Source organism: Pseudocnuella soli (assembly GCF_004347775.1).
In the GTDB taxonomy this organism is placed as follows: Bacteria; Bacteroidota; Bacteroidia; order Chitinophagales; family Chitinophagaceae; genus Flavisolibacter; species Flavisolibacter aquaticus.
On the sequence record NZ_CP037755.1, the window covers coordinates 2,220,474 to 2,244,780 of the forward strand.

20 protein-coding genes are annotated in these 24,307 nt (G+C 50.5%); 10 read left to right on the forward strand and 10 right to left on the reverse strand.

What is annotated here, in order from left to right; translation table 11 throughout:
• Nucleotides 1-17: 17 nt before the first annotated feature.
• Together EPD17_RS09185 and EPD17_RS09190 are read right to left on the reverse strand one after the other, a co-directional pair.
• The gene (locus tag EPD17_RS09185; RefSeq protein ID WP_132053621.1) at nucleotides 18-1,349 is read right to left on the reverse strand and encodes an O-acetylhomoserine aminocarboxypropyltransferase/cysteine synthase family protein; all 1,332 of its coding nucleotides are present in this window, start codon (nucleotides 1,347-1,349) and stop codon (nucleotides 18-20) included.
• A 484-nt stretch (nucleotides 1,350-1,833) separates the two neighbouring features.
• Nucleotides 1,834-3,126, reverse strand: coding sequence for an MFS transporter (locus EPD17_RS09190; RefSeq protein WP_132053623.1), 1,293 nt, complete (start codon nucleotides 3,124-3,126; stop codon nucleotides 1,834-1,836).
• A gap of 137 nt (nucleotides 3,127-3,263) precedes the next feature.
• Here EPD17_RS09190 and EPD17_RS09195 point away from each other — a divergent pair, with 137 nt between their 5' ends.
• Together EPD17_RS09195 and kduI are read left to right on the forward strand one after the other, a co-directional pair.
• Complete coding sequence (locus tag EPD17_RS09195; RefSeq protein ID WP_132053625.1) at nucleotides 3,264-3,458, forward strand: hypothetical protein; 195 nt, start codon at nucleotides 3,264-3,266, stop codon at nucleotides 3,456-3,458.
• A gap of 198 nt (nucleotides 3,459-3,656) precedes the next feature.
• A complete protein-coding gene (gene kduI, locus EPD17_RS09200; RefSeq protein WP_240040786.1) occupies nucleotides 3,657-4,544 on the forward strand; it encodes a 5-dehydro-4-deoxy-D-glucuronate isomerase in 888 nt (295 codons plus the stop codon).
• 50 nt (nucleotides 4,545-4,594) lie between these two features.
• Here kduI and EPD17_RS09205 read toward each other — a convergent pair whose 3' ends face one another.
• Nucleotides 4,595-5,407: a phosphatase PAP2 family protein gene (locus tag EPD17_RS09205; protein WP_240040792.1), complete on the reverse strand. Its 813-nt coding sequence runs from the start codon at nucleotides 5,405-5,407 to the stop codon at nucleotides 4,595-4,597.
• A 155-nt stretch (nucleotides 5,408-5,562) separates the two neighbouring features.
• Entirely contained in the window at nucleotides 5,563-6,216 is a 654-nt protein-coding gene (locus EPD17_RS09210; protein WP_132053629.1) for a YdcF family protein, read from the reverse strand.
• A 143-nt stretch (nucleotides 6,217-6,359) separates the two neighbouring features.
• Here EPD17_RS09210 and EPD17_RS09215 point away from each other — a divergent pair, with 143 nt between their 5' ends.
• The 4 genes from EPD17_RS09215 to EPD17_RS09230 all read left to right on the forward strand — a co-directional run bounded on the left by EPD17_RS09215 (nucleotide 6,360) and on the right by EPD17_RS09230 (nucleotide 9,919).
• On the forward strand, nucleotides 6,360-6,842 hold the full coding sequence (locus EPD17_RS09215; protein WP_114236070.1) for a pyridoxamine 5'-phosphate oxidase family protein: 483 nt from the start codon (nucleotides 6,360-6,362) through the stop codon (nucleotides 6,840-6,842).
• A gap of 176 nt (nucleotides 6,843-7,018) precedes the next feature.
• Nucleotides 7,019-8,128, forward strand: coding sequence for an SGNH/GDSL hydrolase family protein (locus EPD17_RS09220; protein ID WP_132053631.1), 1,110 nt, complete (start codon nucleotides 7,019-7,021; stop codon nucleotides 8,126-8,128).
• A 168-nt stretch (nucleotides 8,129-8,296) separates the two neighbouring features.
• On the forward strand, nucleotides 8,297-9,091 hold the full coding sequence (locus EPD17_RS09225) for an SDR family oxidoreductase (RefSeq protein WP_132053633.1): 795 nt from the start codon (nucleotides 8,297-8,299) through the stop codon (nucleotides 9,089-9,091).
• Nucleotides 9,092-9,322: 231 nt separating this feature from the next.
• Nucleotides 9,323-9,919, forward strand: a complete 597-nt coding sequence (locus EPD17_RS09230) for a YceI family protein (RefSeq protein WP_132053635.1) — start codon at nucleotides 9,323-9,325, stop codon at nucleotides 9,917-9,919.
• A gap of 111 nt (nucleotides 9,920-10,030) precedes the next feature.
• Here the strand turns inward: EPD17_RS09230 and EPD17_RS09235 are convergent, their stop codons facing one another.
• Complete coding sequence (locus EPD17_RS09235) at nucleotides 10,031-10,438, reverse strand: hypothetical protein (RefSeq protein ID WP_114236065.1); 408 nt, start codon at nucleotides 10,436-10,438, stop codon at nucleotides 10,031-10,033.
• 200 nt (nucleotides 10,439-10,638) lie between these two features.
• Here EPD17_RS09235 and EPD17_RS09240 point away from each other — a divergent pair, with 200 nt between their 5' ends.
• Together EPD17_RS09240 and EPD17_RS09245 are read left to right on the forward strand one after the other, a co-directional pair.
• Complete coding sequence (locus tag EPD17_RS09240) at nucleotides 10,639-11,556, forward strand: sugar phosphate isomerase/epimerase family protein (protein WP_132053637.1); 918 nt, start codon at nucleotides 10,639-10,641, stop codon at nucleotides 11,554-11,556.
• 62 nt (nucleotides 11,557-11,618) lie between these two features.
• Nucleotides 11,619-13,319 (forward strand): GMC oxidoreductase, encoded by a 1,701-nt coding sequence (locus EPD17_RS09245; RefSeq protein WP_132053639.1) that lies wholly within the window; start codon nucleotides 11,619-11,621, stop codon nucleotides 13,317-13,319.
• Between the two features lie 91 nt (nucleotides 13,320-13,410).
• Here EPD17_RS09245 and treS read toward each other — a convergent pair whose 3' ends face one another.
• On the reverse strand, nucleotides 13,411-16,716 hold the full coding sequence (gene treS, locus EPD17_RS09250; protein ID WP_132053640.1) for a maltose alpha-D-glucosyltransferase: 3,306 nt from the start codon (nucleotides 16,714-16,716) through the stop codon (nucleotides 13,411-13,413).
• Between the two features lie 167 nt (nucleotides 16,717-16,883).
• Here treS and EPD17_RS09255 point away from each other — a divergent pair, with 167 nt between their 5' ends.
• Nucleotides 16,884-19,409, forward strand: a complete 2,526-nt coding sequence (locus EPD17_RS09255) for an excinuclease ABC subunit UvrA (protein ID WP_132053642.1) — start codon at nucleotides 16,884-16,886, stop codon at nucleotides 19,407-19,409.
• Nucleotides 19,410-19,769: 360 nt separating this feature from the next.
• Complete coding sequence (locus EPD17_RS09260; protein WP_132053644.1) at nucleotides 19,770-20,495, forward strand: DUF72 domain-containing protein; 726 nt, start codon at nucleotides 19,770-19,772, stop codon at nucleotides 20,493-20,495.
• 28 nt (nucleotides 20,496-20,523) lie between these two features.
• On the opposite strand, the gene EPD17_RS09265 is transcribed toward EPD17_RS09260, so the two are convergent.
• The 4 genes from EPD17_RS09265 to EPD17_RS09280 all read right to left on the reverse strand — a co-directional run bounded on the left by EPD17_RS09265 (nucleotide 20,524) and on the right by EPD17_RS09280 (nucleotide 24,302).
• Nucleotides 20,524-21,162 (reverse strand): alpha/beta hydrolase, encoded by a 639-nt coding sequence (locus EPD17_RS09265; protein ID WP_132053646.1) that lies wholly within the window; start codon nucleotides 21,160-21,162, stop codon nucleotides 20,524-20,526.
• Nucleotides 21,163-21,422: 260 nt separating this feature from the next.
• The gene (locus tag EPD17_RS09270) at nucleotides 21,423-22,358 is read right to left on the reverse strand and encodes a ring-cleaving dioxygenase (RefSeq protein ID WP_132053648.1); all 936 of its coding nucleotides are present in this window, start codon (nucleotides 22,356-22,358) and stop codon (nucleotides 21,423-21,425) included.
• A 10-nt stretch (nucleotides 22,359-22,368) separates the two neighbouring features.
• Nucleotides 22,369-22,917: a YceI family protein gene (locus EPD17_RS09275; protein ID WP_132053650.1), complete on the reverse strand. Its 549-nt coding sequence runs from the start codon at nucleotides 22,915-22,917 to the stop codon at nucleotides 22,369-22,371.
• A gap of 221 nt (nucleotides 22,918-23,138) precedes the next feature.
• Entirely contained in the window at nucleotides 23,139-24,302 is a 1,164-nt protein-coding gene (locus EPD17_RS09280; protein WP_132056255.1) for a glycoside hydrolase family 43 protein, read from the reverse strand.
• Between the last annotated feature and the right edge of the window lie 5 nt (nucleotides 24,303-24,307).

The following is a 24,307-nucleotide window of genomic DNA, read 5'->3' on the forward strand; positions in this document are numbered from 1 at the left end:
GTGTTTTATGAAAATACTTAAACCGTCACGCCATTTACCTGCTTCACCGTTGCGGCTTTAAATGCAGCTTCGATGTCTTCTTTCAGGTCGTCGATATGCTCGATGCCCAGCGAAATGCGCAGCAGACCGGGTTCTACGCCAGCCGATTTTTGTTCGGCTTCGGAGAGTTGTTCGTGGGTAGTAGTAGCCGGGTGAATGATGAGTGTTTTGGCATCGCCTACATTGGCCAGGTGGCTGATCAACTTCAGGCCGTTTACAAACTTGTCGGCCGCTTCTTTGCCGCCTTTGATTTTAAACGAAAGCACGCCGCCAAAGCCATTGCGCAGGTATTTTTTAGCCAGCTCGTGGTATTTATTTCCGGGCAAGCCTGGGTAGTTTACATATTCCACATCGTCGCGTCCCTGCAGCCATTCGGCCAGTGCCAGTGCATTGTCTACAGTGCGCTGCACCCGCAGGCTCAGGGTTTCGAGGCCCTGCAAAAACAGGAAGGAGTTGAACGGGCTAACAGCAGGACCGAGGCTGCGCAAACCGGTTACCCGTGCACGAATAATAAAAGCGATGTTGCCGAATGGACCATCCGATCCAAACACTTCCCAGAACTTCATACCGTGGTAAGCCTCGTCGGGTTCGGTAAAGTAGCCAAACTTGCCATTGCCCCAGTTGAAATTGCCGCCGTCTACAATGATGCCGCCAATAGAGTTGCCGTGTCCGCCGATCCATTTGGTAGCCGATTCAACGATTACATTGGCACCAAAATCAAATGGCCGGCAGAGGTAGCCTGCTGCACCAAAAGTATTGTCAACAATCAGCGGAATACCGGCCTTTTGTGCGATCTCGGAAAGGCGTTCAAAATCGGGAATGGAGAAGCCGGGGTTGCCGATGGTTTCAACATACAGTGCCCGGGTGCGGTCGTCGATTTTTGCGGCAAAATCATCAGGGCTATCGCCGTCGGCAAATTTAACGTTGAAGCCTAAGCGCTTAAAGGTTACTTTAAATTGGTTATAAGTACCACCATACAGGTAAGAGGATGAAACGATGTTATCGCCTTGCTGCAAAATGTTTTGCAACGCAATGAATTGTGCCGACTGCCCCGATGCCATGGCCAGTGCACCAACGCCGCCTTCCAGCGCCGCGATGCGTTTTTCAAAAACATCGGTGGTGGGGTTCATCAGGCGGGTATAGATGTTGCCGAATTCGCGGAGGCCAAAAAGATTGGCAGCATGCTCAGCCGAATCGAACACGTAAGAAGAAGTTTGGTAAATGGGCACCACCCGCGATTTGGTTACCGGGTCGGGCTCCTGGCCTGCATGCACCTGCAAGGTTTCGAAGCGGAGATTTTGCTGTGACATATGATGGGTTGTTTTAAATGAATGTGATAAGGTAAAACAAAAAGGGAACAGTGTTGCTATTTGTAAACAAATGCCCCATGAAAACACCGGTTCGTTTTAGATAGCGCTTGCTGATCAATGCCGCGATGCTTCATCAAAAATCCTTACATCGATTAGTCAAATGCGTTTCACCGAACATAAACAATGTTTGGCGCAACCTTTTTACCTAATGAAAAACATGGGCTTGTGAATACTCTACAAATATAGTAGGGAAATAATCGCAACAAAATTTAAACTGCTGGTACTACAAATAAATATGGAGCAAATATGTAGTTGAAGAAGAAAAGTTTATACGATCATATTGATAAACGAGAATAGAGACGATGGGCCGGATAAAGGAAATGACCCCATCTTTTTCAGATAAAAACTAACCGACCATTCAATAAGTCATGGTATTTCGCAGACTTGCTAAAACATACAAAACAAACTTTTCCGGTAGCGAATTTTACTGCGGCAGGGTGCTTTTATAGGTCAGATAAGCGGCTCGTATTTTATTGCGCAGCAACAACAACGACAACCCAGCTACCAACACCACACCTGCATTGATGGTAATGGCCGTTGCATAACCAAGCCGGTCGCTTAAAAAGCCCACCAGGAAATTACCCACCGGCGACATGCCCAAAAACATCAGCACATAAATGCTCATCACCCGGCCCCTGAATTGTGATTCCACCATGCTTTGGATCATGGTAGTGGTCATAGCGCTTTGGCTGATCAAACCCATGCCCACCAAGAACAGCAGCGGCAACGCTGCCTTTACGGAATTGGTTTGTGCAAAAAACATGAGGCTGATGGAAAAAATAACCGCGCCGCCCACTACAAAATAGGTGGGCCTGATTCGTTTGGCACCCGCACTCACCACAAGCGTGGCCAGCAGCGAACCTAGGCCCGTAGCGGTGTACAGCCAACCCAGTCCCGTGGCGCCCAGCCCGAAACCTGTTTGCGCAATGATGGGCATGAGCGTGGAATAAGACCAACCAAAAATGGACAGGATGGCCACATACACCAGCAGCACCCGGATGATGGGATGCGCAAACGCGTATTGAATACCCTGCCTGATGGCGGTAAAAGGATGCTGCGGCGGACTTGGCGGCGATGGTTTTATATGCATAAATCGCAGCGCAATCAGCACGGCGGCGTACGATACGGCGTTGGCAATAAATGCCCAGCCCGTGCCCACCACGGCAATCAAAATCCCGGCGATGACCGGGCCGATAACCCGCCCGGCATTGAACACAGCGGAGTTGAGCGCCACCGCCGAAGCCAGTTCATCTTTGGTCACTACTTCGGGTATAAAGGCCTGCCGGGCCGGTGCATCCAGCGCATTAACGGTGCCCATGCAAAACGCCAGCACGCAAATGATGGGGATGGACGCCAGCCCCAAAATGGTGAGGATGCCCAGGGTTAAAGCCAGCGCTGTGTTGGTGAGCTGTGTAAAAAAAAGAATTCGCTTTTTTGGAAACCGGTCAACAATGACGCCGCCAAACAGGGAAAACAGCAATGACGGCGTGGTGGCCAAAGCTGCCACCAAGCCAATTAAAAATGCCGACTGAGTAAGCTGCAACACCAGCCAGCCCTGCGCCACAATTTGCAGCCAAGTACCGATCACAGATACCAGTTGGCCGGAAAAATAAATGCGGTAATTGGAATTTTGCAGGGCTGGGAAAACACTGGTGCGTTTGGGCGGCGGGGCATCGGTTGTTTCACTTTCCTTATGTTGCGCTGTTGCCGGGTTCATGTGGCGCTAACCCGGAAAAAACTGTGCCTGTGCTGTTGAGCGCCGCGTTTTTTTAATCGGTTATGGCACAATCTTTCGGGGAAAAGAGCGGGGCAGCCGGAAAAGGTTGCCCGATTATTTACCCTAAATTTTTACATATGAGTAACAGCAGCAAAGGCGAAAGAGACAGCCGCAACCGCGATACGGTGAACCCACCACGCAAAGGCGAGGAGCAGCAGAACCCACAAAAAGGCGCATTGGGTGTGAGCCATAAAAAAGGCGAACCCCAACGCAAAGATGAATCGGACGGTGCTGACCGTAACACCACAAAAAGAGGCGAAAACAGCATTTAAGCCCATTTTGTGCTGGGCAAAAAGCGGATGCAAAGCGCAACCGACTCAATACGTGGTTGCGCTTTCCGTCCGTTGTCATTTTAATGCCTTACGTGGCACTGCGCATTGCCGCTTCGGTGGTAATCATTTTTTTGGCGTACCATTGTTCGCGGTAAAAAATGCCGCATATTCACCCTTTTCATCAAACCCATTCGCCACATGAACAGTGCACCACTGCCTGCGGAAAAAGCGGCCGCGAAAAGTTCGGGACTCGATATGGAGATACGCTACCACCACAGCCCCAAAGAAGTAAGCCGGATGACCACCGCCGAACTGCGCCAGCATTTTTTAATAGAGCACCTCGATGTTGCCGATACCATTCAACTCACTTATTCGCATTACGACCGGGTGATCATTGGCGGTGCCTGCCCGGTGCAGCATACACTCAAACTGGAAGCGCATCCCGAACTGCGGGCCGAATATTTTCTGGAACGCCGCGAGTTGGGCATCATCAATGTGGGCGGCCCCGGCCGCGTAACCGCCGATGGCGTGGAATATGATCTGGAAAAACTCGACGGACTTTATTTGGGAAAAGGCACGCAGGAAGTTTTGTTGCGCAGCAAAGATGCCGGCGCACCTGCATTTTTTTACCTGCTATCGGCACCGGCGCACCAACGCTACGATAACAAAAAGTGCTCGAAAGCTGAAGCAATGCCCGCAACGGTGGGCGATGGCCTGACCTCCAATAAACGCACCATTTACAAATACATACACGCCGAAGGCCTGCAAAGCAGCCAGCTGGTGATGGGGCTTACCATTTTGGAACCTGGCTCGGTTTGGAACACGATGCCTGCGCATGTGCACTCAAGACGCATGGAAGCTTATTTCTATTTCGATGTGGCGCCCAACCAGCGGGTAATGCACCTGATGGGCGAACCGCATGAAACAAGGCACTTGGTGGTGGCCGCCAACCAGGCTATTATTTCGCCGCCCTGGTCCATCCATTCGGGTTGCGGCACGGCCAGCTATGGTTTTATCTGGGGCATGGCCGGTGAGAATTATAACTATACCGATATGGACCCCGTGGCCATTGAAGACCTGCGATAGCGGGCCGATATTATACATTGAAAACGCCCCAACACAACGGGGCGTTTATTTTAAAAATTGGATACAACCGTGAAGCCCCAGGCACCTTGTCCATAGCTGGGTGCAATAACAGTTTGTATGGACTTGTTTTTAAATACTGCATTTTTTACAACCGGGTATAGCCAATACGCTATGCGTGTGGAAAGGATACCTACACCTGCACCGGCCACCACATCGCTGAACCAGTGTTTGTTGTTGTACATCCGCAAAAAGCCCGTGCCCGCAGCCACTGCATAACCGGCCACGCCGTACCATGGAGAGCGGTGTTTATATTCCTGCCGTAAAAATTCAGCGGCTATAAAAGCGCCGGTGGCATGCCCTGAGGGGAAGGAATAACGGTCGGAAGAATCGGGGCGCAGCACACCGGTAATGCGCTTAGCCGACGCCGTTATACCGCCACCGATCAGGTTCGAAAACCCGTACAGCATGTTGCGGTCCACCAGGTTGTGCCTGCCCTTTACACCGGCGATGTTCAGGCCATACACCGCAGCGGCGGGCAGGTATTTTGCGTAGCTATCGAAACAGATTTCTTTGCCGGAACTGTGCGCCGATAACTCGTCGCGTATGGAGCGGTTAAATGCTTTCACACCATCGCTGGTCAGCGAAATTGCGCCATAGGAAAGCAGCACCGCTGGCACCGCCATGCTGCGTAACGTAATTGGCTGCGGCGCGATGGGTGATTTTATTTGCCCCATCAATTTTGAGCAAACACTTTGCGAAGCATCCATTACGGATGCATTAACAGCACGTGCCGAATCGGGTGTTTCAATCAATGCTGTGTCCTCCTGTGCCATCAGCGGCACACAAAAAAACAGGAGTAACACCAGCAGCAAGCTGTTGCTTTTTATAGGGGTCGATTTTATAATATTTATCAATGGATATGGTGTTGTTAGCGCCGCTAAATTAGGCGCCGCAGCCAATAGAGTCAGCAACACTGGAACATTTGGCAAAGCCTTAATCCATTGCTGCTAATACAGCACTATACCCGCACCAGTTGTTTATTGAAACCCATGGCCACTAATTGCTCGTATGCGGCCCACACATCATCCGGAATTTCCTGGTACACCTGGAAGCCTTTTTGCGGGTAAATTTTGATCCGCTGCAAGTCGCCCACCATGATCTGGATCACCTGTTCCATGCTGATCTCGTCATTCGGGTATTCGGCAAAAGGGATCTGCGGCGATGTAACAACAAAGCTTTTTTGGGGCCAGTTTTGTTTGAACGTGGCATAGCTGCGTCGCTCCATATACGGCTTTTGCACCACGATGAACTGTTGCGGATTTAGTGCTTTCTGCTGCAGCACTTGTTGTACAAATTGTATGTTCTCACCGGTGTTGGTCGATTTGTCTTCGAGTAAAATGGCTTCCGGTGGCACACCTGCCTCCACGGCAATCCGCGCAAAACGGGCTGCTTCGCTTTCCGTCCACATGCCCTCGGTAAGGCGGCCAAGCCCGCCCGAAAAAATTAGCAGCGGCGCCCAGCCTTTGTGGTACAATTCCGCGGCACGATGGGCCACACGTGTATCGTGGCTGCCCAGTGTAAGGATGCAATCGGACGGCACCAACTGGTGGTTTACATGGTGGTAATCCCAGATCTTTTGGGCCAGCGCTAATACTTCGGGTGTGATTTCCATTGCCGTCCAAATTAGGCGGTTTTGTGCAAACGCATTTGCTGCGGGATTTTTTTACAAATACAACAACCACTAGGAAACTTAAGCTGCGAACTGATAAATGCCGCCTCCAAACATGATACAGGTCAAATTTTTTGGTGGGTAAAATGGCGCTCTTTGTAGCCATAAACCCCGAACCGCCATATATGGACGCAACCATCACAGCATATTTACATGAGCAAAAACTGGCTTCGGTATGTTGCGTGGATGCAGAAGGGTTTCCTTATTGCTTCAACTGTTATTGCGCCTACGACGAGGCGAATGGATGGTTGTATTTTAAATCATCGCCCGACACGGCACATGCCCGCATGATTGCCGAGAACAGGCGGGTGGCAGGCACCATTTTACCCGCTAAATTAACACCGCTCGATACGCGGGGCGTGCAGTTTACCGGCGAAGTTTTGCCGGATGATCAGTATGCGGCCCTGCGGGCTGCACGGCTCTATTACAAGCGTTATCCTTTTGCTGTGGCCATTTCCGGGCATATTTACGCAGTGCAGTTAAACTGCATTAAACTTTCCGAAACACACAACGGCCTGAAGAAAAAATGGCTGTGGAAAAGATCTGAACATGAACTGGCAGGTATTTAAAGTGATCGTTGCATTACTGTTGCGGCGCGACTAACGCATTTAGCTGCGCCACTGTATGTAGGTGCCAAACCGGTAGCCTGCAACATTTGTTGTGCAGGTTGCCAGCATTTGCATCCACTTTTTTGCACCTGCTATCCTGTGGCTCACTACCTTGGGCCGGATATTAATTACCGGACATGATGCGTTCCCTTTTGCTCTATTCCTTGTTGCTTTTTTCTTTGTGTATATCGGGTTGTGTTGCAGTAAATAGAAGCAACCCTGCTACGGAAACTGTTGCTGCTAGTGCATTGCAGCCGTATGGTCGTACGTTGCTGAATAGTAGCGGCCAGTTGGAGTTGATCAGTTCGGCCGCGCATTTTGGTTTTAGTTTTGAAGGCACTGAATGCAGGATCGATGCACGGCTGCCTTCGAGCCAGGGGCACAATTACCTGCAGTTTGAAATGGACGGATCGTACGGTCAACGCATCAAAGTGTTTGGTGGTAAGGATACCACCATTATACTGCGAGCCGCAAAAGCAGGCAAGCATGCGGTGTGGATATACAAAGCCACGGAAGCACATACAGGTCCTATTGCTATTGCAAAAATTAATGCAACGAAGGTGCAGCCATTGCAAAAAAAAGCAGCACCGCTCATCGAGTTTATTGGCAACAGTATTACCTGTGGCGCTGCCGCAGACGCATCGGAAGTGGCCTGCGGCACCGGCGTGTACCACGACCAACACAACGCCTACTACGCTTATGGTCCAAGAGTAGCCCGTGCACTCGGTACCCAGTTTGTCATGAGCAGTGTAAGCGGCATTGGCATTTACCGCAATTGGAACAGCGACGGGCCAACCATGCCGCAAGTGTATGAATCCACAAGTTTTCAGCCCGGGGATAAGGATCGCTGGGATTTTACAAAATACGCACCGCAGGTAGTGAGCATTGCATTAGGCACCAACGATTTCAGTAACGGTGATGGCGTTAAAAAGCGACTGCCATTCGATAGCGCTGCATTTGTCCGCAACTATATCCAATTTGTACAACTCGTGCAATCGAAATATCCTGCTGCGCAAATCGCTTTGCTCAGCAGCCCGATGGTAAAAGGCACCGCACGGCAAACGCTGCACAACTGCCTTTCCGCAGTAAAGCAACAGGTTGACGCAGCCAATCCGCAGGCAAAAAAGCTGGCCGTTCACCTGTTTAAACCCATGAACGCAAGAGGCTGCACCGGCCATCCCAGCGTGGAAGACCATGCAATACTGGCGGAGGAGTTGCTGCCATTTTTCAAGACGTTGATTCAATAAAAAGTAAAAAGGTAATATTCAAATAGGATAACGGACAGAAGTGCACTTTTGCGTTTTGAATGTTGCCTTTTTACTTTTTCTATTCCATCAAAAGTTCATTGCACCCGCTCCATTATCTTTAGCGCAACGGGCATGGCCCATTTTGCCAACACTACAACCAACGATTGTATGAACCTACATTTAGCAGATAAAGTAATACTGGTAACAGGCGGCGCCAAAGGTATTGGGCAGGGCATTGTGCAGGTACTGGCAGCCGAAGGTGCGATTGCGGTTATACTTGGCCGTAATGCCGACGACAACGCCGCCACCGTGCAGGAAGTAGCACAGGCCGGCGGAACCGCACATGCAGTAACTGTGGAACTGAGTAAACCCGAAGAAGTGGAACGTGCTGTGGCTGAAGCTGCTGCCCTTTATGGCCGCATCGACGGGCTGGTGAATAATGCCGGCCTCAATGATGGCGTGAACCTGGAACACGGATCGTACCAGCGTTTTATGGAATCGCTGCACAGCAACCTTGTGCATTATTACCTGGCGGCGCACTATGCTTTGCCTTACCTGAAACAATCAAAAGGCGCCATTGTAAACATCACTTCAAAAACGGCGGAAACCGGCCAGGGCGGCACATCTGCATATGCTGCGGCCAACGGCGGCCGCAATGCGCTGACCCGCGAATGGGCGGTGGAGTTGCTGCCCTACAGCATCCGTGTCAATGCGGTGATCGTGGCAGAGTGTTACACGCCGATGTATGATTCGTGGATCAAATCAATGCCCGATGGCGATGAAAAATTAAAGGAGATCACCGCCCGCATTCCGCTGGAGCAACGCATGACCACTGCCACCGAAATTGCCAACATGGTGGCCTTCCTGCTGTCTGATGTATCGAGCCACACCACCGGCCAACTCATTCATGTGGACGGCGGCTATGTGCACCTCGACCGGGCTATTGGCGCGGGCAAACAATAGGTACGACAATAAGCACCGTTTTTCGTCACGTTTGTTCCTGATTAAGGTTATTGTTTTTGGTGCTGGCGTTTGATTTAAGTAAACGTTTTTGCCCCATAATTACTTTAATCTTGCCCCTTGATGCCGGCGCATTTTGCAGGTGGTTTTTGATTATTTGAGTACATGCCACCAGCGATGCTTTTACCAGTTGTAAAATCGGCATCATGATGTCAGGAAAAATGTAATGGACGCATGAAACTCCGGCTGTTTGTTTTGTTTATGGTGCTTTGCCTGTGTTCTGGTTTTCAGCACGGCAAACCGGCGTTAACCCGTTGGGTCATTACCAGCGGGTGTTCGCTCAAGGTGGATGGCAGCACCAACGTAAACAATTTCAGCTGTGTTATTGCCAATTACAGTCGCCCCGATACCATCATGGTGGTAAAGGGCGGAAAGCCTTTTGTGCAATTGAACGGGCACATCAAACTGGATGTGCAGCAGTTTGATTGCCACAACCCGGTGATGACCGCCGACCTGCGGAAGACCTTGAAGTCGAAAGAGCATCCGTACCTCGTGATCCGTTTTGTTTCCATCAATAAATACCCCGAAAACGGTACCCGCCAGGCATTTACCAAGGGCATGGTGCATATTGAACTGGCAGGTGTGTCCAAGCAATTTGAAGTGGCTTACAAAGTAGTGGCAGCCGATAGGGGTGTGCTCAACCTGATAGGATCGCAGCAGGTAAATTTTTCCGATTTCAACATTGCACCGCCGCGTAAATTGGGCGGCATGATCAAAACCAACAACGAACTGAACGTGGTGTTTGATCTGAAAATAAAAGTGATCGAATAGAAATTCAAAAGGCAAAATTCAAAAAGTCAAAAGCGGGAATAATGAGCCCCTAATTTTTGACTTTTTAATTTTGCCTTCTTACATATTTGAGCTGTTGCTTTATTAAAAAAATTACGGGTTGATTTTAGCAAAAATGATCCCCGCCAGCACTGCCTGCACCAGGCCATAAATAAACCAGCTGGCTACCATCAGGAAGGTAATGTCCAGCGAACTGAATGTGATCCACATCACCGGCAAAAGCGCCACCAGCGCATACACCAGCCCAAACTCCAGCCCACGCAACACAAACGGCCCGGGGAACAAGCCTTTGAATCGTTCCCAAAACCACGACAGCGCCAGCGCAATAATAAAAGCGTGCAGGTAAAACAGCAGGTCGCGGCTGCCATCCGAATTGAACAGCGGGTTGTTGTACATCACAAAAAGTTCGGGGAAAAAACGGATGGCTAAAAACAGCCCGCCATAGCTAACAACAAAAAGGATCAAACCAACGATGAGCCCGGAAGTAATGACTTTTTTCATGCAGGAGTAAGAGGGCTAAAGATAAGGAAGTACCCGTGCATTCGTTATGACCTTGCACAGGCCTAGCTGCTGCCGCAAAGTTGTGCAACGAAATGGTTGTAGCAAAATAGGGCTCATTTATGTAAAAATATTAGCCATGCGCCGGTGCATTGCGGGTGCTATTGTATCTTGGGGTGGCAGCAACAAGCGGCTGCTTTGCCATGAACACCATCACCCGAAAAAAATTCTTGCAATCCTCCGCACTGATGCTGGCTGCGCTTGCCGTCAGGCCATCGTTTGCGGCCGTTGCAGAAAGCCCCAAACTTTCGTTTTCAACATTGGGTTGCCCCGACTGGTCGTTTGATAAAATTGTATCCTTTGCGGCGCAGCATGGATACAAGGGTTTAGAGGTTCGCGGCATACAACGCCAGATGGATTTACCGCAATGCCCCGAATTCAGCACCACCGAAGCACGCCGCAAAACAATGGCCATGATGAAAGCGGCCGGGTTGCAGTTTGTGGGGCTTGGTTCCTCGGCCACGCTGCATTTTCCGCCCGGTGCGGAGCGGGATAAAAACCTGGCGGATGGCCGTCGTTTCATTGACCTGGCGCAGCAACTTTCTTGTCCTTATGTTCGCGTTTTTCCCAACAATTTTCCCAAAGACGTAGATAAAAGCGCCACCATTGCATTGATCGTTTCGGGACTGAAAGAATTGGGCGATTATGCAAAAGGCAAAGGGGTAACGGTGTTGCTGGAAACACATGGCGATGTGGTGTACATCAACGACCTGGTGGCGATAATGCAGGCAACCGCACACAAGCAGGTAGGCCTTATTTGGGATGTAACCAATATGTGGGTGGTAACAAAAGAGGCGCCTGCCGATGCATATCAAAAACTCAAGCCGTACATCAGGCACGTGCACCTGAAAGATGCACAACTGGTGGAAGGCAAACCTGCATACAAGTTGTTTGGCGAAGGGGAGACCCCGGTGCTCGATGGTGTTCGTGCATTGGCTGCTGGCGGCTACGGCGGCTTTTATAGCTTTGAATGGGAAAAGCTCTGGCACCCCGATATTGCCGAACCCGAGATTGCACTGGCACATTTTCCCGGTGTTATTAAACAATATCTTGACCGATAGCCTGCAGGCTGCCCGTTTTTAGTATTTACACAAATAATATTTCAAGTAAACGTTTTAACAGCATGCAAAACGATCCACCCTATCTCAATACCGAGTCGGTGAAAAAAAACACATACAATGCCATCGTTGTTGGCTCGGGCATCAGCGGTGGATGGGCCGCAAAAGAGTTGTGTGAAAAAGGGCTGAAAGTGCTGCTGCTCGATCGTGGCCGCAACGTGGAACACGGCGATTACCCAACGGCTACAAAAGCACCTTGGGAGTTTGCGCACCGCATGACGTTGACCGAGGAAGACCGACGGCGCCACCACATACAAGCCCGCCACTATTCGCTGCGGGAGGACAACAAGCATTTTTACATCGACGACCTTGAAAATCCATACGAAGAAAAAAGCCGCTTTGACTGGATCCGCGGCGATATTGTAGGTGGCCGCTCCATGCTGTGGGCCCGTGCCTGTTATCGGTGGAGCGACCTTGATTTTGAAGCAAACCTTAAAGATGGCCATGGAGTGGACTGGCCCATTCGCTACAAAGACATTGCGCCTTGGTACGATTACGTGGAATCGTTTGTGGGTGTTAGCGGCAACCGCGATGGCATTGCCGTAGTGCCCGATGGAAATTTTCAGCCGCCGTTTGAAATGAACTGCGTGGAGCAGCATTTTAAAGGGCAGGTAGCGCAAAAGTTCAAGGACCGCCACGTGATTATGGGCCGCACGGCCAACCTCACCAAGCCCGTAAAAGGGCGGGGTACTTGCCAGGCCCGCGACCTCTGCCACCGCGGTTGCCCGTATGGTGCTTATTTCAGCACCAATGCCAGCACTATTCCCGCTGCTTATGCAACGGGCAACCTTACAGTGCGGCCGCATTCGCTGGTAAACCGCGTGTTGTACGATGAAGAAAAAGGACGGGCAACCGGCGTGGAAATCATTGATACGGTAAGTAGGCAAACAGAAGAATTTTACGCAAACATCGTTTTCCTGAATGCGGCTACCGTAGCTACTGCCGCCATTTTGCTCAACTCGGTTTCATCGCGTTTTCCAAATGGTTTGGGCAATGGCTCCGACCAAGTGGGCCGCAACCTGATGGATCATTTTAAAGGCATCAACATCAGCGCCGATGTGGAAGGTTTTGAAGACAGCTATTATTATGGCCGCAGGCCCACCAGCATTTATATTCCGCGGTTCCGCAACGTAACAGAAAAGCATCCGGCTTTTGTGCGGGGTTACCATTTTGGTGGCAGCGCATCGCGTGGGGCGCAGGCTGGTGACGCTGCTATCGGTGCTGAATTAAAAGAGGCGCTTACCGTGCCTGGTCCGTGGCGCATTGGGCTGTATGCTTTTGGCGAATGTTTGCCATATGCAGCAAACCGCGTTACACTCAACAGCGATAAAAAAGACCAATGGGGCCGGCCACTCATTTCGGTTGATTGCAGCTTTAAGGAAAATGAGCGAACCATGTTCGACGACATACTGGTAACCGGCGCAGAGCTTTTGGAAGCATCTGGATATAAGAATGTAAGGGCGCAAGGTACCATGTCTTTCCCCGGCAATGCCAACCACGAAATGGGCGTTGCCCGCATGGGCCGCGACCCAAAAACCTCTGTCCTCAACGGTTTTAATCAAATGCACGAAGTGCCCAACGTATTCATCACCGACGGCTCCTGCATGACATCGGGTTCCTGTGTTAATCCTTCCATTACTTATATGGCGCTAACGGCAAGGGCTTGCGATTATGCAGTGAAGGAGTTGAAGCGCATGAACCTTTAATTTTGTCGAAACGCATTTAATAAAAAAAGCCGCTGCATTTGCAGCGGCTTTTTTGTTTTATTTAATGCATCGAAATATTGATCCGACGGGATCAATTTTTCTTCATGATGCTTTGAATAATGCGCAACGGAATGATCACCCGTTCGGGCCGGTGCGCCATTTCGAAATTGAACCATTGCAACGCATTTTCCAGCAAAAACGTTTGGATTAAAATATCGAACTCCGCTTTTTCTTCCGGGAAAAAACCACTGCCCGTTGTTTCGGTTATATAAGCCTTTAGCAAAAAGTTGCTCATATAGTGCGTCCAGAAATCAGCAAAGGCCAACAGGCTGCTTTGTTCTTCAACAGGTATGTGCGACGAGGTTAAAAAGCCTTCGTACGCCACATAATAAAACGAACGGATCATAGTGGCCACATCCCTAAGCGGAGAACGTTTCAATATACGTTCGCTGTAGGGCCGCATTGGGTTGCCGCCAAAATCATGGATCACCAGGTCCTTGCCCGTAAGCAGTATGTGCGACAGGCCCAGGTTGCCATGAATCCTGATTTTAGCCACGTCGAATTTTTTGCTGTAAATGCGGCGCAACCGCTCCAGCAATTCTTCGCGTTGCCCCGCTAATGCTTCCACTTCAGCCTGCAGGTCGGCGGGCAGTCCCGTGCTTTTTTGAATGGCCTGAACTGTTTCCCGCACCAGCGATGTCATGGATGAAAAAAGCGACCGTTGGTAGTGCAGCGAAAATTCTTCTGGAACAAAACTCGGTTCCGTGCTGCTGGCAAGCGTCTTATGAATATTGCCCAAACCATAACCAACATTGCGGGCCACGTCTGATGCATTGGTGCCTAAAAATTCCTTGATATTTTCAGGCAGTTCATCAAAACCAACGGGGTCCGAAAGTGTGCCCAGTTGCGGGTAAGCAGCCAGCATCGACCGGTCGCGGGCCAATATGCGTTCAATCAGGTTGGCAATGCGCTCCAGCATGTAACGGTGCCCGTCGCCGTGGTTTTCTTCCAGGTGCTCCAGCATGCCCAGGTAAAACTCGGTTTGTCCCAGGTGCCACACCATGCTGCCGGCATACTTGGTAGTGAGGTTGGGTGCATGGGTGGTTAAAAAACGGGTGATCTCCACATCGGGGTGCATGCCGCGATCGACGCGACGATACACTTTTAAAAAGTAACGGTTGTTGTAAATAATAGCCGTGTGCAACTCCGAAGTAGTATGCACTTTCGATTGCAACTCTATATCCTGTGTCAAAAATTGTTGTACTTCCGGCACCGATGAAAAAACTAGTGCGCCGCTTTCCATATAGCGTTTACCCGTACCCAGTGCAGCCAATATCTGGTGCTGGTAATCGGTGGTATACACCGCATCGCACAGGTACCCGTCGCGGCCACCGCCGCTGATACGGGCCACAATTGCATCGGGATGGTTTACAGACAGTTCCCGGCCTTCTTCGTAATTGCAGTACACCAGCGGTAGTTGGTAGTATTCGGGCAAGGCGCTTTCAAACCCTACTTCCACCAGCACCACGTCCACGTCCTTTTCGCCCATGGGCAGCGATGTGCGGGCAATGATGGCGGTGCTGTACAGGTTTTTGTCTTTGCCGGTAAACCAGTCCATGCGTTGTATGTACTGGGGTAAAATTTCGTTTTGCAACTGCTCCACCACCGTGCTGTTCAGCAGCTCACTATCATCGTTAAGCGCAATATGCGGATGCCGCACTTCCGAGGTTGTTTCGGTGCCTTTTTTCTGCAACACAAACCATTGGTAGGAGTGTGGCGCCAGCGTAAAAAAGTAAGGCACACCATCGCGGATGGCTGGAAATTTATTGCGGCTAAATGCCTCCACCGGGATATAGCCTTTAAAGTCATTGAGCTCAATTTCAGCCGGCTGCGCAAACTTGGAGAGGTTGGTAACAATCAGCAGCGTTTCATCTTCATAACTGCGGGTAAATGCCAGCACTTTTGGATTGTCCACATGAATAAAGTTCATGTTGCCGCGACTGAATGCCTTGAACTTTTTGCGCATATTGATGATGCGCTTCATAAACCAAAATAAGGAGGAAGTATTGGCCCGTTGCGTTTCCACGTTTACCGACTCATAATGGTATTGCGGGTCGAGGATAACGGGCAGGTACAACCGCTGCGGGTTGGTGTCCGAAAAACCTGCATTCCGATCAGGCGACCACTGCATGGGTGTTCGAACGCCGTCGCGGTCGCCGAGGTAAAAATTATCGCCCATACCTATTTCATCGCCGTAATAAATAACCGGCGTGCCGGGCAGCGAAAACAGCAGCGAGTTCATCAGCTCAATCCGGCGGCGGTCGTTTTCCATCAGCGGCGCCAGCCGGTGGCGTATGCCCAGGTTGATCTTTGCCTTCGGGTCTTTTGCATACACTTTATACATATAATCCCGCTCTTCGTCGGTCACCATCTCCAGCGTCAGCTCATCGTGGTTGCGCAGGAAAATGGCCCACTGGCAATTTTCCGGGATCTCGGGTGTTTGGTCGAAAATATCGGTAATAGGGTAGCGGTCTTCCCGTTGCAGCGCCATGAACATGCGGGGCATTACGGGGAAATGATAGTTCATGTGGCACTCGTCGCCATCACCAAAATAAGAGGCCGAATCTTCCGGCCACATATTGGCCTCGGCCAGGAAACAAACGCTGGGGTAACGTTCATCAATATGCGCCCTGAGCTTTTTAAGGAATGCATGCGTTTCGGGCAGGTTCTCGCCATTGGTGCCTTCCCGCTCAAACAGGTATGGAATGGCATCCAGCCGGAAGCCGTCAACACCCATCGTACACCAGTAATCCAGCACTTTAATGATCTCTTCCTGCACCAGCGGGTTGTCAAAGTTCAGGTCAGGCTGGTGGTGAAAAAAGCGGTGCCAGTAATATTGCTGCGCCAAGGGGTCCCAACTCCAGTTGGAAGCTTCGTAGTCGGTAAATATGATGCGCACATCTTTGTACTTGGTGGGGTCGTCGCTCCAAACATAATAATCGCGTTCCGGCGAACCCTTGGGCGCCCTGCGTGCCCGCTGAAACCACGGGTGCTGGTCCGATGTGTGGTTTACCACCAACTCGGTGATCACTTTCAGGTTGCGTTTGTGCGCCTCGTCCAGGAACTGTTGAAACTGCTCGATGGTGCCATAGCGTGGGTTGATGCTGTAATAATCTGCTATATCATAGCCATCATCGCGCAGCGGCGAAGGGTAAAAAGGCAATACCCAAATTGCGGTTACACCCAGTTCCTGCAGGTAATCGAGTTTTTGCAGCAGGCCTTCAAAATCGCCAATGCCGTCGCCATTGCCGTCGAAAAATGCCTTGATGTGCAGTTCGTATATGATCGCATCTTTATACCAATGCAGCTTATCGTCTATTACTGTGGTTCTTTCCATATGTTGTAGGCTGTTCCACTAAGTGCATAATTTGTGTGCCATAAGCCTCCGGCGGCCAAACTTTTTACGTGCCGGCAGCTTTATTTTAGATAAAGCCAACGTTTTTACTGCCGGTAAATATTACTCATGTACTATTTGAGGGCACATCATTTGATGGCAGATAGAGCATGCAGCAACAAAACAAGCAGGATGGCTTTGTTCATGTGCGGGGTGCCCGGGAACACAACTTGAAGAATGTCAGTCTTTCCATTCCCCGTGATGCGCTGGTGGTGTTTACCGGCGTTTCGGGTTCGGGAAAATCATCGCTGGCATTTGGAACACTGTATGCCGAGGCGCAGCGCCGGTACCTCGAGTCCGTGTCGCCCTATGCGCGGCGCCTGTTTCACCAAATGCCCATACCGGTGGTGGATAGCATTGCAGGATTGCCGCCTGCCGTGGCCCTGCAACAACAACGCGGCGGCGCCAGCACCCGGTCTTCGGTGGGCTCGGTTACCACACTGAGCAACCTGATGCGCATGCTGTACAGCCGTGCCGGCGATTATCCAAAAGGTCAGGGCATCATTTACGCCGAGGGCTTTTCGCCAAATACGCCCGAAGGTGCCTGCCCGCAATGCCACGGCTTGGGCCGCATTTACGAGGTTACGGAGCGGAGCATGGTGCCCAACGACAAGCTGACCATTCGCGAACGGGCTATTGCTGCATGGCCACTGGCCTGGGGCGGGCAAAACCTGCGGGACATATTGACCACAATGGGTTATGATGTGGACATGCCCTGGCGCGACCTGCCGAAAAAGGACCGCGACTGGATCTTGTTTACCGAGGAACAACCGCAGCTGCCTGTGTATCCCGGCTTCGATAAGGAGCAGGTGAAAAGGGCTATAAAACAAAAAATGCCGCCCGACTATATGGGTACTTTTACCAGTGCCCGCCGCTATGTGTTGCACACTTTTGCCAACACGCAAAGCGCCCTGATGAAACGGCGTGTGGCGCAATACATGATCCCATCGGAATGCCCCACCTGCGGTGGCCGGCGATTACGGCAAGAGGCCCTTTCGGTAAAATTTGCAGGCCTCGACATTACCGAAATATCGCGGCAGCCGCTAAAACAATTGCACGCTATTTTTTTACCGTATGCAAATGGCACCGCTGCAGGCATTAAAAAACATGCAGCGGAACACCACGAAGAAAAAGCAATGGTGGCACAGCGCATTGCCGAAGATATGGTGGGCCGCCTCCAGGTGTTGCTCGATCTTGGCTTGGGTTACCTCACGCTGGAACGCAGCACGCCAACACTATCGCCCGGCGAGCTGCAGCGCCTTCGGCTGGCTACGCAGGTGCGGAGCAACTTATTCGGCGTGGTGTATGTGCTTGATGAACCTTCTGCCGGCTTGCACCCTGCCGATACCGAGGCCCTGTTGCGGGCATTGGACGGGCTGAAAGCAGGCGGTAATTCGCTATTTGTGGTGGAGCATGAACTCGATGTGATTCGCCATGCCGACTGGATTGTGGATGTAGGGCCTGCCGCCGGTGAAAGGGGTGGCGAAGTGCTGTACAGCGGTCCACCTGATGGTTTACAAAAAATAACGGCGTCGCATACCCGAAAATATTTGTTTGCTACCGGGGGAACCGAAGAGCGGGAGCCGAGAACCCCCAACGGCTGGTTGCAATTGAAAGGCATTTACCGCAATAATATCGAAGGCCTCGATGCGGCTTTCCCATTGGGTGTGCTCACCAGTGTAACCGGTGTTTCGGGGTCGGGTAAAAGTAGCCTGGTAAGCGGCGCACTGGTGGAGTTGGTGGCCGATTGCCTTGGGCACGAGTTGCCTGCCGAGGAAGAAGACGGCGATGTGCTGGATGCCTCCGAAGCACAAACGCTGGGTGGCAAAATAACTGCTGGCATGGAGAGGATCAAACGCTTGGTGCGTGTAGATCAGAAACCCATTGGCCGCACACCACGCAGCAACCTGGCTACTTACACCGGGTTGTTCGATACGGTGCGAAAATTATTTGCCGGCACTAAAATGGCGAAGGCTCGGAAATATGACGCAGGCCGTTTTTCATTTAACGTAGGCAAAGGCCGCTGCGAGAACTGCGAAGGGGAAGGCTTTGTAATGGTGGAATTATTGTTTCTGCCCTCGGTATATGCGCCCTGCCCGGTGTGTGGCGGCACCCGTTTCAATGCAAAAACGCTGGAGGTAACTTATAAAGACAAAAACATTGCGCAGGTGTTGGGATTGACTGTGGATGAAGCGGCCCATTTTTTTAGCGAAGAACCTGCTGTAAGCCGTGCACTCTCTGTGTTGCAGGAAGTTGGGCTTGGATACCTGCGGTTGGGCCAGCCCGCAACGGAACTGTCCGGCGGCGAGGCACAGCGCATCAAACTGGCTACCGAACTGCAACGCCTGGGTAAGGGCAATACGCTGTATATTTTGGACGAACCTACCACGGGCCTGCATCCATCGGATGTGGCGAAATTGATTGTGCAACTGAACCGGTTGGTGGATGCAGGAAACACCGTGATTGTGGTGGAACATGATATGGATGTTGTGGCTGCATCGGACTGGGTGATGGACATGGGGCCCGGTGCAGGATCGGAGGGCGGAACCATTGTGGTACAAGGGCCGCCGGAAAAAATCATTCAAAATAAAAAGAGCAAAACGGCTAAGTATTTGGCGAGTAGGTTGGGGAAGTAGATGTGGAATTAAAGTGGTGTTGGAATGTTTTCTTTTTAAAGCGGCGAATCAGGTTTTATATAATTCGCTACTCGAAAAAACACAGCCACTTTGCATTTGTCATGCTGAGCACAGCGAAGCATCTGAGTAATGTGTCAAATGCATTTCGTCAAGCTAAAGGTTGATTCTAAATGAATGTGTTCAATGTGCGGTAGTTTCTTCATACCGATGTCATTGCTTGTTTCCGTTTTAAAGAACTTGAAAGAGCATTCTTTTTGGCAAACACAATTGTTACGGAGCTCAGATGCTTCGCTGCGCTCAGCATGACAACATCAACGATGCTGCGATTCAATGCAGCAGGTATTATAAACTTATAATTGAATGAGTGTGCACATCGGAACATCAGGGTGGAGTTATGATCACTGGCAGGGGATTGTGTACCCGCATGGTACAAGGCTTTGGGACCGCCTTGGTTATTTTGTGCAGCAATTTCAAACCGTTGAATTGAACAGCAGCTTTTACCGGTGGCCGCAACAAGCTTCGTTCAAAAGCTGGCAGCGGCGGCTGCCGCCCCATTTCTTAATGAGTGTAAAAGCACCGCGCTATCTCACGCATGTAAAGCGGTTGTATGCACCTGAAAGCTGGGTGAAGCGCATGAAGCGCTGCTGGCACGAGTTGGGCGATAAAAGAGCGGTGTTGCTGGTGCAATTGTCGCCAAAGTTTGCCGCAGACTATGAGCGGCTGCGTTACTTTTTGCAATTGTTGCCACCATGGATGCGGGTGGCATTCGAGTTCCGCCACGAAAGCTGGCACCGCGAAGAAATCTTTTATTTATTGGAACAACACGGCGCCGCGTATTGCATCATGAGCGGGGCGCATCTGCCGTGCATTTTGCGGGCGACCGCTCCGTTCGTGTACTTGCGGATGCACGGCCCTGATACTAATTTTTTATACGGCGGTTCTTATACCGACACCGACCTGTGGTGGTGGGCCCAACGCATTGCAGAATGGAAAAGGATGGGCAAAGAAGTGTTTGTTTATTTCAATAACGATGGCGAAGGCAATGCTGTGCGCAACGCTGTAACGCTTCGGAGCATGGTACATTAGCTTGCATTTTTACCTTGCAAATTGTTGCTTATTCAGCCGTTTTATGTTCAGGGTTAAATACAAGTTTGTTGGCCGAATCAATTTCATCCTGGCTGATGGTATGTCCCATGCCCGGGTAAACTTTTTCTGTAACGTTGGCGCCCAACTCCTTTAATAAACTGGTAGTGGCCTGCACCCGCTCCAGGGGTACATGCGGATCGGGGTTGCTGGTGCCAATGAAAATGGGCGTTTGGTCAAAATCGCCATCGTAATTCTCGTCATATATTTTATCGCCAATTAGCCCACCTGTAAACGCCACTACACCACCATATCGTTCGGCGTTGCGAGCAACAAATTCAAGCGTGAGGCAGGCACCTTGCGAAAATCCAAGGAAATACAAGTTTTCCGGTTCAACCCCTTTTCGGTATAGGTCGGCCACCAACTCCTCTAGCACTTCCAGCGCTGATGAAAGCCAGGGCTCATTCTGCGCCGGCGGTGCCAAAAATGAATAAGGATACCAGGTATTGCCGGTTGCCTCCGGTGCCACCAGCGCAAAGTCTTCCACATTGAGGTAGGCAGCAAGGGATAAAATATCAGCTGCGCTGCCGCCACGTCCGTGCAGCATGATCAATACCTTGGTGTCTGGGCCGGCGGCCTTGCCGGCTGCCTGGATATTTTGTTGGTGCATGGTCTTGTTGTTTTATGGTGTTGTCAAGAGTAGCGATAAAATACTTTCCGATTGCTAACACCCTTTTATTTGCAATTATATTTTCGCTGCTTAAAAAAGCAGGCCCGGAATCAGTTGTAGCTTGATTCCGGGATCATGCCATCAATCAATTGTTGGATTACTGAATGCATTGCTGCAGGTTATTTTTCTGCAACCTATGTTGCATTAATTCACTAGCTGCATTATGATTTTAGCGTAAAAATTGCTGTAAGCTGATATCATCAACGCAGCACCGGCAACACCGCTTCGATTTGCTTTCTCTTGCCTTCATACTGCGCAGGCAGCATCAGTTTCTTGCCCAGTTCCTCAAAGGTTTCGTCGGTTACAAATCCGGGGTTGTCCGTTGCTATTTCAAACAGGATGCCGCCGGGCTCACGGAAATAGAGCGAATAAAAATAATTGCGGTCAATCTTTTCCGTAATGTGCAAACCTGCCTGCAACACTTTTTCGCGGAACGCCATCAACACTTCTTCGTTTTGCACCCGGAACGCAATATGGTGGTTGGTACCGCCAGCGTTCACGGCTCCGTGCCCGGTGGGGTCTTCCACCACGTCCACAATATTTGCGGTAGCAATGGCATCGGTGATGAAGCGGGAACGGTTGCCTTCCTGTTGCAGCAACCGGTAGCCCAATACATCGGTCAGCACTTTTGCAGTGGGCGCCAGGTTGCGTACCGTAAGCACCACGCTGTGAAAGCCTTTGATGGCAATGTTGGCGTCGATGCCATCTATTGTCCAGGGCGCCCGGGTATCTTGTTTGCCCGCCTCCACCAGTTGCAACAGCAAACCATCGCTTTCTTCCAGCGGCAGGTATTGCTCTCCAAACAGTTCAATAATCTTTCCTTGTTTCACCTTATGTGTGCTGAGCCGGTCGGCCCAAAACGGCAGACTGCCTTTCGGTACCGCATAACCGATTTCCGATGCGATGCCCGTGCCTACATGTCCTTTACGAATGCCTTCCCAGGGAAAGAATGTAAGGATAGAGCCTGGCGAACCAACCGCATCGCCGTAATAAAAATGGTAAGTGCCCGGGTCGTCGAAGTTCACAGTTTTCTTTACCAGGCGCAGCCCAAGCACTTTTGTATAAAAATCATAATTGCGCTGCGCATCCATCGCAATGGCGGTGATATGGTGCAGACCCAATATTTTTTGTTCCATGTTAAACCAGTTAAACGGTTTCTGCTACTGCTTGTTTTACCAGCTGAATTTCCGAAAGGATCCGGATGTCGTCGCTTACCACTACGCTGCCGGCTTCAGTTACGGCATTCCATGTAAGACCAAATTCTTTGCGGCTGATTTTACCGGTTACAGTAAAGCCAGCTTTGGTTTGACCGTATGGATCTACCACCATGCCCCCGAATTCTACGTTTAACGTAATGGGCTTGGTAATGCCGCGAATGGTAAGATCGCCGTGCAGTCTGGCTTCATCGCCACTGCGTTCGTAACGGTTGCCCACAAAGCGCAGCTGGCTGTGTTCTTCCGCGTTGAAAAAGTCGGCTGATTTAAGGTGGGTATCACGCTGTTCGTTGTTTGTGTCAATAGAGTCAATATCAGCAGTGAACTCAATTTTCTTCGCAGTTGCAAAATCTTCTGTTTCGGTTTCCACTACGGCATCAAACTTTTTGAAATAGCCGGTAACGGTAGTGATCATCAGGTGTTTTACCTTGAACTGTACTTCGGAGTGTGTGGGGTCAATTGCCCATTGAATGTTTGCCATGTTTGTGTTGTTTTAATTTGATACAGCAAAACTACTCCCACATGCCGCCTCACTCCGTTGAGGCAAAGCAAGAAATATTACTGACTTAGATCAATGGATTTTGCAATGCTGCAATACTGTTTGTAAACAGTTCAAGGTGTTTTGCAGTGCATCACAAATAATGGCGTGGCTATAGATGACCGGTGCAATGCACCAGCAACGTAAAGCAAATGTTTGCAATCTTATTTTTTACCAGCAGGCTGCGCAACACCCGATGGCAATTTTTGCGGTGCAGTAGTGGGGCCAGCAATAGTTATTCTACCATTGGCCACTTGCATGCGATCGATGAACACCACCCGTTCGTTGCCTGTTTTTGCCGTGCGGCCATGGTACACGCAAAACATTTCTTTGCCATCCGGCGAGTAGGCAATGCTGTTGTGCCCCGTCCCGGAAACGGCACCGCCTTTGCCTGTGTTCTTTTGCAAAACAGGATTGTTGGCAGCTTTCGTAAAAGGCCCTAGCGGCGAGTTGCCGGTAGCATAACCAATGGCATAATGCTGCCCGCCAAAATGGTTGGCTGAATACATGATATAATACAAGCCATCTTTTTTAAACGTCACAGAACCTTCCGTCCAGCGGCGGTTTACCTCTCGTGAAGTAACAGAGCGGCTTTCCCATTCAGCTTGTTTGTCCTTGAGGCTTAACGGCGGACGCAGCAGCATGACGGGTTCGCCAACAACGCCGGAAAAATCGGGTTTCAGCTCCACGCCATACACCCAGCTTTCTTCAATTTCTTGATACCATCCTTTCTGGCGGGCCATGTCGGCAATTTCGCTTTCCACCGGGTGTTTGTAACAGGCACGCGAATAATAGAGATAAGCTTTACCATCGGTATCAAAAAAAACATTGGCGTCGATGATGGGATAGCCGGGATCAAAAACAGGTTTGGCTGCAAGGTCTATAAACGGGCCTGTGGGCTTATCAGCAACGGCTACGCCTATGCGAAAATTTTCTTCCTCGTTGGTTGGGTTTTCTTTCCATTGTGCACTATAAAACATATAATATTTGCCCTGCACTTCGTATACTTCCGGTGCCCAGTAAGCACCGCCCCATGCAGCTTTCGGATCGCTCCATCCGTTGGGGTTGTTGTGAAAATAAACCTGCCCTTCCTTTTTCCAAGTTACCATGTCGGAAGAGGAGTAGGCGGCAAAACCTTTATCGGCACCGCCGGTGCCATACATATAATAAGTTCCGTTTGTATACAAAACATAAGGGTCGCCAAACTGCACTTTAAGCGGGTTGGTAAATGTGGCGGTTGTTGCCGGCCTGGCCTGCGCTTGTTGTGCATCGGCCGGTGCCGCAAGCAGTACAAAAAATAACAGGGAAAAAAGGGAGGTATGGCTCATGGGGT

Excerpts from the sequence above, each read along its gene's own strand:
- EPD17_RS09185 (WP_132053621.1), bottom strand. The coding sequence starts at position 1,349 with ATGTCACAGCAAAATCTCCGCTTCGAAACCTTGCAGGTGCATGCAGGC.
- EPD17_RS09190 (WP_132053623.1), bottom strand. The coding sequence starts at position 3,126 with ATGAACCCGGCAACAGCGCAACATAAGGAAAGTGAAACAACCGATGCC.
- EPD17_RS09195 (WP_132053625.1), top strand. The coding sequence starts at position 3,264 with ATGAGTAACAGCAGCAAAGGCGAAAGAGACAGCCGCAACCGCGATACG.
- kduI (WP_240040786.1), top strand. The coding sequence starts at position 3,657 with ATGAACAGTGCACCACTGCCTGCGGAAAAAGCGGCCGCGAAAAGTTCG.
- EPD17_RS09210 (WP_132053629.1), bottom strand. The coding sequence starts at position 6,216 with ATGGAAATCACACCCGAAGTATTAGCGCTGGCCCAAAAGATCTGGGAT.
- EPD17_RS09215 (WP_114236070.1), top strand. The coding sequence starts at position 6,360 with ATGGCGCTCTTTGTAGCCATAAACCCCGAACCGCCATATATGGACGCA.
- EPD17_RS09220 (WP_132053631.1), top strand. The coding sequence starts at position 7,019 with ATGATGCGTTCCCTTTTGCTCTATTCCTTGTTGCTTTTTTCTTTGTGT.
- EPD17_RS09225 (WP_132053633.1), top strand. The coding sequence starts at position 8,297 with ATGAACCTACATTTAGCAGATAAAGTAATACTGGTAACAGGCGGCGCC.
- EPD17_RS09230 (WP_132053635.1), top strand. The coding sequence starts at position 9,323 with ATGAAACTCCGGCTGTTTGTTTTGTTTATGGTGCTTTGCCTGTGTTCT.
- EPD17_RS09235 (WP_114236065.1), bottom strand. The coding sequence starts at position 10,438 with ATGAAAAAAGTCATTACTTCCGGGCTCATCGTTGGTTTGATCCTTTTT.
- EPD17_RS09240 (WP_132053637.1), top strand. The coding sequence starts at position 10,639 with ATGAACACCATCACCCGAAAAAAATTCTTGCAATCCTCCGCACTGATG.
- EPD17_RS09245 (WP_132053639.1), top strand. The coding sequence starts at position 11,619 with ATGCAAAACGATCCACCCTATCTCAATACCGAGTCGGTGAAAAAAAAC.
- treS (WP_132053640.1), bottom strand. The coding sequence starts at position 16,716 with ATGGAAAGAACCACAGTAATAGACGATAAGCTGCATTGGTATAAAGAT.
- EPD17_RS09255 (WP_132053642.1), top strand. The coding sequence starts at position 16,884 with ATGCAGCAACAAAACAAGCAGGATGGCTTTGTTCATGTGCGGGGTGCC.
- EPD17_RS09260 (WP_132053644.1), top strand. The coding sequence starts at position 19,770 with ATGAGTGTGCACATCGGAACATCAGGGTGGAGTTATGATCACTGGCAG.
- EPD17_RS09265 (WP_132053646.1), bottom strand. The coding sequence starts at position 21,162 with ATGCACCAACAAAATATCCAGGCAGCCGGCAAGGCCGCCGGCCCAGAC.
- EPD17_RS09270 (WP_132053648.1), bottom strand. The coding sequence starts at position 22,358 with ATGGAACAAAAAATATTGGGTCTGCACCATATCACCGCCATTGCGATG.
- EPD17_RS09275 (WP_132053650.1), bottom strand. The coding sequence starts at position 22,917 with ATGGCAAACATTCAATGGGCAATTGACCCCACACACTCCGAAGTACAG.
- EPD17_RS09280 (WP_132056255.1), bottom strand. The coding sequence starts at position 24,302 with ATGAGCCATACCTCCCTTTTTTCCCTGTTATTTTTTGTACTGCTTGCG.